The organism is Marinilabilia rubra (genome assembly GCF_003121985.1).
Taxonomy (GTDB): domain Bacteria; phylum Bacteroidota; class Bacteroidia; order Bacteroidales; family Marinilabiliaceae; genus Marinilabilia; species Marinilabilia rubra.
Window position 1 is genome coordinate 12,362 of record NZ_QEWP01000025.1, and the last position, 13,923, is coordinate 26,284.

At 36.9% G+C, this 13,923-nt stretch carries 14 protein-coding genes; 1 reads left to right on the forward strand and 13 read right to left on the reverse strand.

The features are described from left to right. Nucleotides 1-104 precede the first annotated feature (104 nt). On the reverse strand, nt 105-680 hold the full coding sequence (locus DDZ16_RS18840; RefSeq protein WP_109266039.1) for a DUF996 domain-containing protein: 576 nt from the start codon (nt 678-680) through the stop codon (nt 105-107). Between the two features lie 189 nt (nt 681-869). Further along, nucleotides 870-1,439, reverse strand: coding sequence for a manganese efflux pump MntP (locus DDZ16_RS18845; RefSeq protein ID WP_109266040.1), 570 nt, complete (start codon nt 1,437-1,439; stop codon nt 870-872). A 261-nt stretch (nt 1,440-1,700) separates the two neighbouring features. Here DDZ16_RS18845 and DDZ16_RS18850 point away from each other — a divergent pair, with 261 nt between their 5' ends. Next, nucleotides 1,701-2,687 (forward strand): aldo/keto reductase, encoded by a 987-nt coding sequence (locus DDZ16_RS18850; protein WP_109266041.1) that lies wholly within the window; start codon nt 1,701-1,703, stop codon nt 2,685-2,687. A gap of 286 nt (nt 2,688-2,973) precedes the next feature. Here the strand turns inward: DDZ16_RS18850 and DDZ16_RS18855 are convergent, their stop codons facing one another. The 11 genes from DDZ16_RS18855 to DDZ16_RS18905 all read right to left on the reverse strand — a co-directional run bounded on the left by DDZ16_RS18855 (nt 2,974) and on the right by DDZ16_RS18905 (nt 13,454). Continuing rightward, on the reverse strand, nt 2,974-3,699 hold the full coding sequence (locus DDZ16_RS18855; protein ID WP_109266042.1) for a hypothetical protein: 726 nt from the start codon (nt 3,697-3,699) through the stop codon (nt 2,974-2,976). 251 nt (nt 3,700-3,950) lie between these two features. Then, nucleotides 3,951-5,438, reverse strand: a complete 1,488-nt coding sequence (locus DDZ16_RS18860; RefSeq protein ID WP_109266043.1) for a carboxypeptidase regulatory-like domain-containing protein — start codon at nt 5,436-5,438, stop codon at nt 3,951-3,953. A gap of 2 nt (nt 5,439-5,440) precedes the next feature. Then, complete coding sequence (locus tag DDZ16_RS18865; protein ID WP_109266061.1) at nt 5,441-6,787, reverse strand: CsgG/HfaB family protein; 1,347 nt, start codon at nt 6,785-6,787, stop codon at nt 5,441-5,443. A gap of 107 nt (nt 6,788-6,894) precedes the next feature. After that, nucleotides 6,895-7,305 carry a curli production assembly/transport component CsgF gene (locus DDZ16_RS18870; protein ID WP_109266044.1) on the reverse strand — a complete coding sequence of 137 codons (411 nt, stop codon included), beginning with the start codon at nt 7,303-7,305 and terminating at the stop codon, nt 6,895-6,897. 50 nt (nt 7,306-7,355) lie between these two features. Continuing rightward, nucleotides 7,356-7,790 (reverse strand): CsgE family curli-type amyloid fiber assembly protein, encoded by a 435-nt coding sequence (locus DDZ16_RS18875; RefSeq protein ID WP_109266045.1) that lies wholly within the window; start codon nt 7,788-7,790, stop codon nt 7,356-7,358. Between the two features lie 145 nt (nt 7,791-7,935). Next, nucleotides 7,936-8,364 (reverse strand): curli-like amyloid fiber formation chaperone CsgH, encoded by a 429-nt coding sequence (gene csgH, locus DDZ16_RS18880; RefSeq protein ID WP_146192265.1) that lies wholly within the window; start codon nt 8,362-8,364, stop codon nt 7,936-7,938. Nucleotides 8,365-8,490: 126 nt separating this feature from the next. Next, entirely contained in the window at nt 8,491-9,042 is a 552-nt protein-coding gene (locus DDZ16_RS20930; RefSeq protein ID WP_198416767.1) for a hypothetical protein, read from the reverse strand. 91 nt (nt 9,043-9,133) lie between these two features. Next, nucleotides 9,134-9,760 carry a hypothetical protein gene (locus DDZ16_RS18890; RefSeq protein ID WP_109266047.1) on the reverse strand — a complete coding sequence of 209 codons (627 nt, stop codon included), beginning with the start codon at nt 9,758-9,760 and terminating at the stop codon, nt 9,134-9,136. An 81-nt stretch (nt 9,761-9,841) separates the two neighbouring features. Continuing rightward, the gene (locus tag DDZ16_RS18895; RefSeq protein ID WP_109266048.1) at nt 9,842-11,617 is read right to left on the reverse strand and encodes a hypothetical protein; all 1,776 of its coding nucleotides are present in this window, start codon (nt 11,615-11,617) and stop codon (nt 9,842-9,844) included. A gap of 95 nt (nt 11,618-11,712) precedes the next feature. After that, the gene (locus DDZ16_RS18900; protein ID WP_109266063.1) at nt 11,713-12,417 is read right to left on the reverse strand and encodes a curlin repeat-containing protein; all 705 of its coding nucleotides are present in this window, start codon (nt 12,415-12,417) and stop codon (nt 11,713-11,715) included. Nucleotides 12,418-12,692: 275 nt separating this feature from the next. After that, nucleotides 12,693-13,454: a LytR/AlgR family response regulator transcription factor gene (locus DDZ16_RS18905; RefSeq protein WP_109266049.1), complete on the reverse strand. Its 762-nt coding sequence runs from the start codon at nt 13,452-13,454 to the stop codon at nt 12,693-12,695. Between the last annotated feature and the right edge of the window lie 469 nt (nt 13,455-13,923).

Sequence of the window (13,923 nt, forward strand, 5' to 3'; positions counted from 1 at the left end):
AACAGAAGTAAACTCCTGACAATTAAGACTCGCAAGCCTTGTTCTCGAAGTTTTCTTATCAAAGCCTTCAAAAAAAGAGGGTTTTCTTGCAGGCACTATATAATTTAAACAGCCTCTTCTATAGGATTTTCGTCTGCGTGTATTGAAAAATAGGCAACAATATGAACAATCCAGCCGGCAATCATCACCAATGATCCAAGAAAGAAAACAATAATTCCGATAGCCCCAATAAAATAAAGTAATCCGGCTATACGGAACTGTTTTACCCCACTCTCTTCAGCAAGAATTTTAAGAGCCTGAAAGAAAAAGTAATAACCTACTATACTACCAGCCAAAATAATAATAAAACCAAGAATAGCTACCCCACTTTCAAATATAAGGCTTACAATTTGAGTAACATCAGGCGTTTCTCCGCTACCTGAAGATATGGAAAAAATGGCAGAGCCTACTGCAATAGCAATGATAATGCCACCGACAAAATTAGCTACAATGGGAATAATAGCCCCCATTAAAGACTTTTTAAAAATCTCAGGTTTACCATACAACTTGGAGAAGTAATTTTGGGACATTAAAATTAATATTAAAGAGGCGATGCCTGCAAAGGCATTGAGAAAAGGAATAAAGAAAGCCAGCGGTAACAAAATACCAATTCGTCCCAAGTTAATTGCTTGTTTTTTCATAGTAACTTTTTTTTAATGAGTACATGAATAATAAAAATAACTAAGTTATTTGTAATTATCAAGCAACAAACTAAATGTTAAATACCAGATTCTTGTAAATTTGGTATTGGGGGCATCTAATACTTCAGCCAATAAAGCACCAGACATATTGGGGTTTTACAAACGAAAATGCGTAAAATGAATTCAAATCTACATCAGATAAGTATGAGAGAGAAATATTTTTAGGCCCAGGCCTATTAGTACAATTCCTCCAATTATTTCCATCCCCATATTCAGTTTAGATCCAATTGTTTTTCCTAAAATGACTCCGGCTACCGAAAAAATAAAGGTTATTCCTCCAATCATCATAACTGCCAACCAAATATTAATGGAAAGAATGCCAAAACCAATTCCCACAACCAGGGCATCGATACTTGTTGCCAGGGCCATTCCGGCAAGCATCAAATGATTTGAAGGGCACAAACAAGCGGAAGCATCAGGGTCTTTTTCCTTCAGACCATCTACAATCATTTTTCCACCTATCAGCACCAGCATAAAGAGAGCAATCCAATGATCGTATGCCTGAACTACATTTTTAAAACTACTCCCAATAAGCCATCCCAATAATGGCATTGAACCTTGAAAAACAGACATAAAAGCGGCAACTTTGAGAATTTCCATCACTTTAATACGCCCCGCACATGCCCCGGTGGTAACACTTGCAGCCATACTATCTACTGAAAGGCCAATGCCTATAATCAAAAAAGAAAAGACAGTCATATTTCTAAAAATCAAGAAAGCTGCAAAAATATAACTTTATCAATAATGTAAAAAACCTCTTTTGTTCTGCCAATGTTTGTTTGTAAATTTGAGATACAATAATTTTATGATATTAATATATCGTTAGAATTTTAGATTCCTGCCTGACGACAGTCTGGTTACATGTAAGACAAATCATACAACACTGAAAAACGGCACATTAGTCTAAATCAATGAATACCTGCAAACAATTGATTGCAAAATATTAACGAAGTATTGGATATGAAGTACAGACAATTGGGAAAAACCAATCTTAAAATTTCAGAAATCTCATTGGGAACCTGGCAAGTAGGTGGAAAATGGGGTTCCGGGTTTGATGACCAAAAGGCAGAAAACATCATTAATACCGCTATTGACAATGGGGTAAACTTTATTGATACTGCCGATGTATATGAAGCCGGACTCAGTGAAAAAGCTGTAGGAAGAGTGGTTAAATCCCGCAGCGAAGAGATATTTGTAGCTTCAAAATGCGGAAGGCAAATAAATCCTCATGTCAGTGAAGGTTACCAGCCCGATGTTTTGCAAAAATTTGTGGAAGACAGTTTGAAAAGAACCGGACTGGAAACACTTGACCTTATCCAGCTGCATTGCCCTCCTACTGATGTTTACTACCGTCCGGAGATTTTTGAGAGATTCGAAAAACTCAAAGATCAGGGAAAAATAAGAAATTTAGGAGTAAGTATCGAGAAAGTAGAAGAAGGTCTCAAGGCCATCGAATACCCAAATGTATCCTCGGTTCAGATTATCTTTAACGTTTTCAGGCAACGTCCCAAAGAGCTGTTCTTTAAAGAGGCAGCCAAAAAAGATGTGGGAATTATTGTAAGGGTTCCGCTTGCCAGCGGGTTGCTGACCGGAAAGTTCGATTCTTCAACCAAATTTGAAGAGGGAGATCACCGTAACTTTAATCGCGAAGGAGAAGCTTTTGACCGTGGGGAGACCTTTGCAGGCCTTAATTTCGAAAAGGGATTAAAGGCTGTTGATGAATTAAAAGCGCTGTTCCCGGAACAACAAAATCTTGCTCCCCTGGCCCTTCAGTGGATATTGCAATTCAGTGAAGTAAGTTGCATCATCCCCGGAGCTTCATCGGTTGATCATGTAAAATCTAATTTATCAGTTTATGATCTTCCACCACTTTCGCAAAAGAAAACAGAAAAGATGAATGAAATCTATGAAAAATACATCAAACAGGATGTTCATCAACGATGGTAAGAATAGCCGGTAAATGGAGTTGGATGCTAATGTCTTTTAACTAACAATCTAATGTCTGTTGTAGGTGAGAAGGTGGAAGGGTGGAAAGGGAAGATGGTGTTTCTTTCTGACACACTTGATTTCTCCTCATTTTATCAGGTCTACAAGTAAATTGACACGGGGCAAAGAGCATGAAGTTATCAAAAAATAATTTATCGATACCATTATCCATCAATTGTTTTTCTTCTGCCTGTGGTTACTAATAAAAAATCCCTGCAAGAGCCTTCTTACAGGGATTTTTTATTTCTTAGTTCATTGCAACCTCATTTAAATCGGCCTCAACTTCAAATCTGTTTAAACTCACATCTCCATTGTTCAGATCAGACCCCATCAATTTTACAAAAACTCTTAATATGTGCTCTTCATTTTCATCAAGGTGCATAACAAAAACCCTTAGGTCTTCACCAAAATCAACATTTAATTTTTCTGCACCTGAATCAATCTGGAAGCTTCGTATTAGAAAAGACGCAGGTCCCCCAAGGCGTTTTGGGACAATTTCACTAATTCGTAGTTTGGTTTTGCCAAATTCAGGATCCATCCATATATATCCGGCATCAAGATTGCCGCCTGTCATTTCAAACTGAAGAAATGCACCCTCGAGTGCTTTATCTGTTTCAGCCTCGCTCCTGACTTTTATTGAAGCAAATCCATCACCTTTATCTTCCACTTCTTCGACAAATTGCACCCCATCTACTGTGGTTTCTATGATATGCTTTCCTTCCTCCATCGAGTAGGTCGAATGCTCAACATCCTTGCCACTGGCAATAGTTTTCCCCCAACCTGCCTCGACGACACAAAGCCGTGTCGTAAATTCGACCAATTGGTCGTCAACCATAATACCGGTTACATTGCCAGTTGGTGCAACCTTCACCTGTCCGTTAAGGGATGATAATCCCAGACCGGGCAACAGCACAAGTAATAAAACAAGAATTTTTCGATTTACGGTAAAACTTAATCTGTTTTGATTGTCCATAATATTTCTCATTTAAGTTTTGCAATATCCGATTGTCACATATAAAATAACAAAGCTGGATTACAATGGCAAATACAATTACGGGCGTCTGCTATTAACAATACTCCGTTAAACTTTCACAATAAATTCATAATCAATTGATTATGCGAGCACCCTCTTTTGTATTAATGTGCAGAATTTCAGCATGATACGAATTATCTTACATCTAATATCTAACAATCTATTGATTAAGTTTAAATTTCTCACCGAAGTCACTCAAACCACTGGGGAGTATATCCTCCCTCAATAATGCATTTACGACTATCACCATTTAGATCCATTACACAAACCGAGGGCGTAGCCGAGAGTGTGTTTCGTGAATTTGTGAACACTATACTGCCTCCATCCGGAGAATAAGAGGCACTAAGATCATTTGTCCCGGCAGGTTTATGATCAGATAAATCCACCGCTGCACCGGAAGATATATTCAACTCAAACACATGTGCGTTTAACATCCTGCCGGTGGTTGAGACATGGCCACTCAAATCTTTGGAAAACAATAATGATTTTAGATCAGGACTTACGTCCAAATTTGCCAGGGCATAACCCGGATCTTCATAGAGAAGTGACAAATTATCACCATTTCCGTCCATCTGATAAATCTTCCGGTCTAAAACATCACTGCTTAATACAATGACATAAATATTCTCACCATCCGGACTATATACTACCTCACGGAAATGATAATCTTCAGGAGCTTTAGCCAAAACTCTTAACCCGGTACCGTCCGGATTGATAGAATATAGATTGTCATAACTTGAAAATATGATGTGGGTTCCGTCCGGTGCCCAATCGTACTCAATTTTTTTGTGGAAATAGCCACCTACATGAAAATCAGTCAATCTCCTAACATTGCCTCCGTCCAAATCCATTATATATAAGCTTGACTCAACATCCCGGGTGGATTGAAATGCAATGGCCGTTCGTTGGTGATTTATTTTGGCATTCCAGGTGTGGTGTTTGCCAAAGGTTATTTGGGAGTTTGTTTCTGCAAGCGAATCGGTAACAAACAATTGTAATACGTCATCGTTTTGTCTGGCATGCAAAATTTGGTTTTCGGGAAAAGCGGAGGTATTAAATCTGCGTACCGGAGAATAAATTTCACTTGAATTGTGGTGCGCAATAATTTGCCAAAGATAACCTGTATTATATTTCAGCCCATTAACTAAGTAGGCGGTATCTTGAATATTCTCAAAAATCATTGGAGAGGAGTCAGCTCCATTTTCGTATAAAAACAAATCAAACGAAATTGAGTCAGCTCCTTCAACACCCCAGGCAAATAAAACTTCCAAACCACTGACTGTCTCTTTTTCGGTAGGTAGAAACGATTCGATGAATTCCAAATCAGAATAGGATTCCACACTCTCAGAAAGCACCATTTCAATCTCGGTGGTTTCATTAAAAAAGATAGTCACAGCAACACTTTCAGATTTATACCCGGATTTTGTTGCAATTACATTATATTCTCCTGTTTTTATACCTTCAATTATAAAATGACCGACACTATCTGTTTCAACAACCTCACTATAAGGATTAGTGGATATACGTATTTCCGTTAATGGCAGCATGTCTTCCTGGCCTAAAACGCGTCCGGATAAGGTTCCAGAGAGAGAGGACTCAATTTTATCTTCGCATCCTGTGAGGAGAATCAAGCCTGTGAATGCCAAGAACAATAAAAGATTACAATTAGTAAGTCGCATATTTATTGCTTTTTAGATAAATTAAATCGGTATTCAAATCCTAAGGAGAAATACCATAATCTATCACTATAATTGCCATAAGAGAAATCATCGAAATCGTCATTTAGAAATATTTGACTATCGACTCCCATCTTAATATAAAAAGGCTTATTCTTCACTTTCCACTGGTAACCCATTCCCAATTGGAGGTATTGAAATATATTTTCATTCATCTCAGGTTTTGTATCAAACAAATTTTCAGCATCTTGATATAGCATACCATAACCAAAGCGGAAATAGGGTGTAGATGATAAATTCCTGAATACGTCATAATGAAATAGAAGACTAGTACTTGCGACGTAACTGTCAAATTCATTTCTACTGGCAGCCTTTCCGACATTTGTATTAAGAATTAATTGAAACGGCTTTTTCCTGAAAAATCCTAATTCGAGAGTCCCTCCTGACTGTAATTTACCTTCGCCCAGATCTCCATCATAAAGAGATGGAGAAAAGCCTAATCCTAAACTAAAATTCTTTTGGCTTTCAAGAGTAATATTCCCAAGATAATCCGTTTTTGATGCTTCCTCTTTTTCTTTAAAGTACTCACTAAAAATTTCGCTATTAACATCTTCCGAATCGCTTAAAGCCCATAAGTTGTCTTGTATCCCTTCAATGATGAGGGCTAATACAGCTTTATCAATAGCTGCCTGAACTGCCACAAAGGAGGGTTCATTATACGTATATCCCGTTTCGGCCTCCAGAAGACGTTTTAAGGAGACATACCGAAACACTCCCATATCAAGTTTTTGGGAAAGCAGAGTCTTTGAGGAATGTACTGTTTTTAGAATACTGCCACTACTCGTTGAAACAGCTCTTAAGTAAATAGTAACCTGATCTTCACGGTATTCTCCGGAAGCACCGGTTCCAAAATATCTGGCGCCAACTCCTCCCGTGCGAATGTTTGATTCGTAAGCAATAATTCCACCTTCTATGATTATCCCCGCATATAGCAACGGAGACAAATTGGTTCCATTGCCTTTATATTGTTGCTGGGTCTGCCGAATGATTCTCCTTTCATTTAACAAATTTGATAACCCTTCTCTTTCAATAGTGTTAAACCAGCCTGACTCTTCTAATGATTGCAATAAGACAGATGTCGCTCCCTGAGTAACAGCTGTTGACCAATTAGACACAGACTCGGAGAGTTTATACTGCCCGGTTTGGTCACGAAAACTATAAACGGCGGCATAAATTTTTTCTTTTGGAGTAGGAAGTCGTGACAATCCTTTTTTATATACATCAGAAAATTCCCCTAACCTTGCCGGTTGTGGTTGAATTGGATGTTTAAAAGTGCTTATACACCCACTCATAAAAAAAAGAAAAGGAAAAATAATCAGTCCGAATCTAAACCGATTTCGATAAAAAGCCTCAAAAGACATATAAGAAAGTTAGATGTGAAGCAAAATAAAAACCCGGATTAATAATATGGAACAGTAACTGTTGTTTTATCTCCTGTGGAAGTATCAAAGATTACTACCTCCAAACCCTCATTACCGGGTGCCACTTCAATCTCATAATCCCCAATGGTATATTGACCTTCTGACAATCCTTCCCCAAAATAATCCCCCATGAGGTTACGTGATAGCTGACTTAAAATCTGACGGTTAAGACTACTTTCGAAATCTGCAAGGGGATCCTGATTCCATCTTGAAGAAGTAGACTGTTCCTCATGAGTGTTTTGAGCATTTGCACTCTGGAGCAGCCATGAATAATTTAGATAACTTCCTCCAAAAGCGGGATTAACAGGTTGGTATACGAAATCCTGCCCATCTATAGCTAAAGAAAGAAAAAATAAAAAAAACACGGATGAGAAAATAGATTTTTTCATTAGTCAAGAGATATTATTAAACAAAATTTAAACAGCTTCTAAAGTATTCCTTAATAAATACCGTTCCCACTATAATCCTGGGATCCCAATTGCTTTTGTATAGTTTCATAGTTGATAAAATAATTTCGTGTCATAGCCAATGCTTTTTCTACCTCTTTCTTCATTTTCTCTGGATTGGGTCTCAAAACAGAACGATAAACAATTCGTTCTCCAACTTTTATCCAAATTTGGGTCCCCATTCCAGGAATAGGTTTTTCTCCCACATAAACAGATACCCCTGCTATATTTACTGGTGCATCCCATTCACTATGAAATTCCCTGGAGAAGTCTGCCCCTATTTTGGTAATTGTTTCATCAAATAAAAAACTCAAATCTTCAACCTGGATATTGGATGCGGTATCAACAACATTTATGTTTTGGGCCTTAATATGCAGCAAGGAAAAAAAAACTGCAAAAAAGAAAACAATTAAACGAGCATTTTTCATAAACAAACCTAAGCTTTACTTATGTTAGCTTTCTAATAGATTTTTCTTAAAACCTATTTACTATATTAAATGTCCCTTTTTCCATGAAGAAAGGAAATCAAATAATTGTAAACTGCAGAATTATTTGTGTGAACGACAAGAATAATTAAGGAATAGTAGTTTTTAAGGAAAGGTCAAGTTGTGAGGAACAATCTATATTTATACTATCTTTTGCAATTAACATATCTTGACACCAAACCTTTAATGAAACAAAGCAATAATCATTTTGACCAACATTGACTGAAGATTTGCTTAAAAGAGTAGCTACTTCTGGCTTTGCATTGGCCATTCCTCTTTGGATAGATCGGCTGGATCCGGATTTCCCTTTTCTTAATACACTTAACTCGTAAGAACATTTAATTTCTATCTCTGTATGATTTAAAAAGGATCCAACAAATTCAGATTTACAACCCATATTTTTAAATGTAATTTGAGCTTCATAAAGCGGCACATCAGAAGAAAAATCATCCCTGACAGAAAAAACTGAAGCTCCTTGCTGCAATAACAGTAATATAGAAAACAAGAATTTAAGCATCAACATTTGAGACTACCAAGTGAATATTGAAATTTATATTAAAAAAAATACAATAGCCTTTAGAGTTATTCAAATCAATTTTCAACGAAAACCATTTAAACAATCAGGCAACATTCCTATAATAAATTAATATTGCTGATCGTGTTCAACAATTACTGTCATTCCATGATTTCCTTGTTGGTGGATTTTATAATTTGGAATACTTACCGCATCACTTTTCTGAATAAAAACATGATTCATCCCACTCTGTGTAATTTGTATCTCCTGGCCATCATACATCAATTCCTGGCCCACAAAATTTCCTTTACCGCGTTGCCGAATATCTATTACATTCTCATCACCAATAAGATAACCAGAAATAACATTGCCATTCCCATTTTGCCTCAAATGTATCCAATTATTCTGGCCTTTTTGCTCCCAGTCAATATTGTTGTTGTGCCCCATCTGTTCAATATAAACCTTGGTTTCAGCCCCTGACTGACTGCCGTTTAAATCAGAATTCTCCAGAGGATTCTTCCACGTACTACTACCAGTTTTTGACACATTGCCTCCAGAATCAATAATGCCCATTTCTATCCATTCTTCATCAGCCTGGCTGCCATCATCCTGACCATTTATCGTACTTGAAAAGAAGAAAAGACATATTAACAAAACAGAAAAAACAAGATTTTTCATCATTTTGAAATTTTAATAGAATAAGTTTGAGATCTTAAAACAGGCCTGCAGAGTTTAACAGTTTACCCCCTGCAGGCTTAGAAATTACAATTCATTATTGCTGAATAACAGTTGCTGAATTGTTTGATCCATTCTGAACAACTTCGGCTACATCACCACCAGCTTCCTGCCATACTAGAGCTTTGTTAAAATCTCCCATTTGTTGAATCAAAGCCCTGGCATTATCCTGATACAATCCAATGGTATTATTATCTCCATCCTGTATACTGGTAGGATCTAATATCGAACCATTGTACTGCCTGGCATAATCATTCTCGCTGTAAAATCCGGCAAATGTATTGCCATTGCCATTTTGCATAAATGGATTATCGCCGTCCAGTCCAACCTGGTTATTACCTTCTTCCTGTCTTAAACGAAAAACATTCTCATTTCCATTCTGACGGAAGTATGTGTGTTCCTGATTGCCCATTTGCTTTATTTGCGCCACATTATCGGAACCATAAATTTGATCAATAATAACTTTGTTATTATCGTTAACCTGAACAACTTCAGCACTGTTCCGGTTGTGTTCCTGAATAATATCCGCCTCATTATTTTGGCCTGTTTGCTCAATCATAGCTTCATGCTCATCACCGGTCTGGGTAACAGTTCCAGTATTCTGTGAAAAAGTTACAGTGATGGATAAAGTAAACAGAGCAAATATTGAAATTAGTTTTTTCATATTTGATGTTATTTTAAGATGAATGGGAAAGAAAGGAACTTATCATTCCTCTCCCCCCCCTTTTGAATTAAAGAGATGACTTTATGGATTTTGAGTAACTGAGGACCAGTTTCCATCTCCAGCCTGGTTAATATTTCCAGTATTGAGATCACCTGTCTGGCTCATGTAGGCATCGTTGGAAGATCCATCTTGAACAATGATACCTACACTTCCTTCACCTGTAGAAACTTGATCAGCAAAGTTCATATTACCAGTTTGTGTAATCTGAAGATCGAGGTCACGTCCATCGGCAACTTGAAATGCATCATTCTCATTACCTGTTTGTACAATGGTACCATTGTTTTTATGACCTAATCCGCCTGAACCATTAAAGTCTTGCTCAGCTTCATTTTCATTACCGGTTTGAGTAATTTTCAGGTCAGCTCCCATGTAACCATTATTATTTCCGGAAAGCTCCTGCTTGGCGTTGTTGTCATCACCAGTTTGAATTATCTCACCATGATTATGTCCACCACCTGTAGCCATCTGCCTGGCAACATTGCGGTTACCCATTTGCTCTACATAAAGTGATTCGGTATAGCCACTTAAAATGTATTGTTTTGCATCATTTTCATTGCCGGTTTGATAGGCAGTAACAGTCTGACCGCTGTTATATCCCGGAGCATTCACTTTCTGGTCAGATTTATTCATATTACCAACCTGCTGAACAAAAGCAGTGTTTAAAGTAGTATTACCAACACCGGTTTGGTTCATTTCAACGGTGGCTACATTTTCTTCACCATCCTGCAGAACATCGGATACCTGAGGACCAAAATTATCAGTAAACTGTTTTACCTTTGCCTTATTCAACATTCCTTCCTGCTTAACAAATGCAGTTTGGTTGCCGCCTTTTTGGTCTATTTCAGCATGGTTGTCCCATCCTATTTGACGAATTCCGCCTGTAGCAAATTCCCCGGTTGTATTTTCATTACCAATTTGCTTGATAGTACCTGTATTCTCATTTCCAGTGGCCCAAACATCACCATAGTTGTAGTCACCTTCCTGGTAAATGAAATGATTGTTTAAGTTTCCGTCCTGATCAAACTGTACTTCATTGTTATTTCCCACCTGTTCAACACCTTTTTCGTCTGTCCAATAAGGAACATTCCCGGCATTATTCGCATTTCCAGTTTGGTTTACCCGCAAGAAGTTGCCATCACCCGATTGATTGGCAGTAGCAATGTTTTCATCTCCTATCTGAGTAAGTTGTGCATCATTAGCTCCGTTACCCTGAAAAGAGAAGGTGTAATTATCATCACCTTCCTGATAATGAGTAGCTACATTACCATTCTGAGCTTGCTGAAGCAATGACCAGTTACCATCTCCATCTTGTGTTTGTGAACCAGTATTATCGCCGTTAAAAGCATTGGCCTTTGCGGTGTTGGAGTTCCCAGTCTGAGTTTGAGTATGATCGTTACCTGGAGTAGCTGCTCCCCAAGGATTCCGCTGCATAATTGTGGCAGTATTATCATCCCCATTTTGCGTTTGTGAAGCAACGTTATCTCCTTTTTCTTGTTGATCAATGGATGCTGAATTATTATCTCCCATCTGAGTTTGATCTGCCTCATTATCATAGGTATTAACATCAGTAGATCCAGCTCCAGACTGAATAATGTCAGCAACATTACCTGCACCATTCTGATCTTGGGTAGCAGTGTTTTCGTCACCCATCTGAGTTACTGTTGCGTCATTAGACCCGGTTTGTGTTGTTGTGGCCTGGTTATCATCGCCTGTTTGATCATGTACAGAAGTATTTTGCGCAAGAGCTACTCCTAGGGATAGAGAAAGAATGCAAAATAATAAAAAAATCTTTTTCATAACTGCTTAATTTAAAGGTATTCTTTTGAATATTAGGCTAAAAAATCGAGAAAAGTTCATAATCAAACTTTTCTCGATTTGTGTTATCAATTCAATTAAAAAGAGGTTTGAGTAACGGTAGCACTATTATTGTCTCCCATTATATCTACAACTGCATTATTGGAAGTACTTACCTGACTAACATTAATTGTATTAACATCACCTACTACATCCACATCTGCAGTATTAAACAGCGTTTCATCAAAATTAGCTCCAGCCATTTGCCATAAGGAAACAGTGTTTTCGCCACCGGTAATATCAATGTCGGCATCGCCAAATTCCTGGGCTGCAGCAACATCATTATCACTTCCTTCGATATCAAGTGTTAAATAGTTCTTGTTTTTCTGAGCCTCTGTTCTTAAAGAACGAAGAGTGTTACGATCGCCTTTCATCCAAACATCTAATAAGCCACCAGTCTGGTTCTGATACCAGGCGTCTCCTTCATTAACACCCATAACGGTATTGTCATCTCCAACTTGATCGATGAGTGCTTCACTATTCACAGAACCATAAAATGCTCTTTGGTTTAAATTTACGTAGTTCGCATCCCCTTCTTGATAAATATCTGCAACGGCCACAGTTCCATCGGGTGTTTCAGTTCCTTCTGTTTGAACAACAAAGGACTCATTCATACTTCCAACCTGTTCGATTGTAGCACTATGGTCATCACCAGTTTGGTCAATGGATGCATCATTTCCCTGAGCAAAAACAACTCCCGCAGACATTGCGAGTACACCAACAATTAAAAATAATTTTTTCATGACTAACTATTTTTAGGTTAAATAAATTAAAACTTTATTTTTTCTCATAAATCGGCAGTTCAAAAAAACCATTTGATATCTTATTGTTTTTCGCTCAATAATAGAAGAAAAAGAAGTCAAAATCAATTTGAACAAGATCTACGATCTATCAGAAAAAATAATTAACTATAAAATGAACAAGGGCCCTGAATAATTCTAAAAGCAAATTAGAATCCTTTAAAAGCAAATGCCGGAAAAAATTGCTAACTGCAAAAAAGTAATGGTGAAAAGTAAAATCAGTTTTGAATCTCTTCTCTGAATTTCTTCATAAAAGTACGGCCAATGGGGATTACAGAATCATTTATATGTATCTGATCTCTTGAGAAATAATCAATATGATTAAGAGATACGATATAGGATTTATGGACCCGCATAAAGTTTCTTGAACACAAATGACCTGCCATGGATTTCAAATTTCTCAGAGTCATATAAGTTTTTTGAGTAGTATGTATTTTTACATAATTATCCAAAGCCTCAATGAATAAAATATCTGATAACTTAATTTTCACATTTTGATAATCTTCTTTTATGATAATATAATCATAATCGGCTTCAACCTTCTCTTTCAACTCAAGAAAGTCTTTGTGTTCCTTGGCTTTGGAAATTGCCTGATAAAAACGGTCGAATTCAATGGGTTTGAGAAGAAAATCTACAGCATCCAATTCAAAACCTTCATGAGCAAAATCCTTATGGGAAGTGGTAAAAATAACCATACTCTGGCCTTGAAGTTTTCGGGCGATAGAAATCCCTGAAACCTCCGGCATATTAATATCCAGAAACACCAAGTCAGGTTGATTATTTTTTAAATGATTGAGCGCCTCAAGAGGATTATCAAAAACCTCTTTCAGAGCCAAAAAAGGAAGTTTGGAACAATGCTTTTCCAGAACGGATAATGAAAACGAATCATCATCAATAGCAATACAACTTAATGGGGCTAATGGTTTTCGGTTATTCCCATTATAATCTTCTTTTGACTTTAATTGTAATTCTCTCTTCATATATATCAATCAAGTTGTTTTCCAGGCACACTATATTTTTATTTCAACCTCAATCTATTCATTTTAATTCCAGAAATCAACAAACATAGTTTTGAGCACTTTTATCCAATTACAATTCATAAATTAACATTAAAATTGACGCAATGGGGGATTAATTTGTGAATGACCGTAAAATATAGGTTAACTACACATTTTAAGAGGTAAACAAAACACTCAACAATTTAAATTTTAACTCTTTAGAATCCCATTTCTTACACTTTAAAACATTACCAATTAAAAAATTCTGTTCTTGCGAGATGCTAAAAAATGTTATTTACTTTGATCAATAGCATTTGTAATGCAATAATTATCAGAAAATAAGACCAAAACTAACCACTCAGTAATAAAAAGTCTTTTCAGGCAGTTCCTAGTGGTATTTTGAAAACAAAAATGATAACTTGTGAGACATTATAAGATCGGTAGTCCCGAA

Coding starts and splice junctions, on each gene's coding strand:
- DDZ16_RS18840 (WP_109266039.1), bottom strand. CDS start 680: ATGAAAAAACAAGCAATTAACTTGGGACGAATTGGTATTTTGTTACCG.
- DDZ16_RS18845 (WP_109266040.1), bottom strand. CDS start 1,439: ATGACTGTCTTTTCTTTTTTGATTATAGGCATTGGCCTTTCAGTAGAT.
- DDZ16_RS18850 (WP_109266041.1), top strand. CDS start 1,701: ATGAAGTACAGACAATTGGGAAAAACCAATCTTAAAATTTCAGAAATC.
- DDZ16_RS18855 (WP_109266042.1), bottom strand. CDS start 3,699: ATGGACAATCAAAACAGATTAAGTTTTACCGTAAATCGAAAAATTCTT.
- DDZ16_RS18860 (WP_109266043.1), bottom strand. CDS start 5,438: ATGCGACTTACTAATTGTAATCTTTTATTGTTCTTGGCATTCACAGGC.
- DDZ16_RS18865 (WP_109266061.1), bottom strand. CDS start 6,787: ATGAGTGGGTGTATAAGCACTTTTAAACATCCAATTCAACCACAACCG.
- DDZ16_RS18870 (WP_109266044.1), bottom strand. CDS start 7,305: ATGAAAAAATCTATTTTCTCATCCGTGTTTTTTTTATTTTTTCTTTCT.
- DDZ16_RS18875 (WP_109266045.1), bottom strand. CDS start 7,790: ATGAAAAATGCTCGTTTAATTGTTTTCTTTTTTGCAGTTTTTTTTTCC.
- csgH (WP_146192265.1), bottom strand. CDS start 8,364: ATGCTTAAATTCTTGTTTTCTATATTACTGTTATTGCAGCAAGGAGCT.
- DDZ16_RS20930 (WP_198416767.1), bottom strand. CDS start 9,042: ATGATGAAAAATCTTGTTTTTTCTGTTTTGTTAATATGTCTTTTCTTC.
- DDZ16_RS18890 (WP_109266047.1), bottom strand. CDS start 9,760: ATGAAAAAACTAATTTCAATATTTGCTCTGTTTACTTTATCCATCACT.
- DDZ16_RS18895 (WP_109266048.1), bottom strand. CDS start 11,617: ATGAAAAAGATTTTTTTATTATTTTGCATTCTTTCTCTATCCCTAGGA.
- DDZ16_RS18900 (WP_109266063.1), bottom strand. CDS start 12,417: ATGAAAAAATTATTTTTAATTGTTGGTGTACTCGCAATGTCTGCGGGA.
- DDZ16_RS18905 (WP_109266049.1), bottom strand. CDS start 13,454: ATGAAGAGAGAATTACAATTAAAGTCAAAAGAAGATTATAATGGGAAT.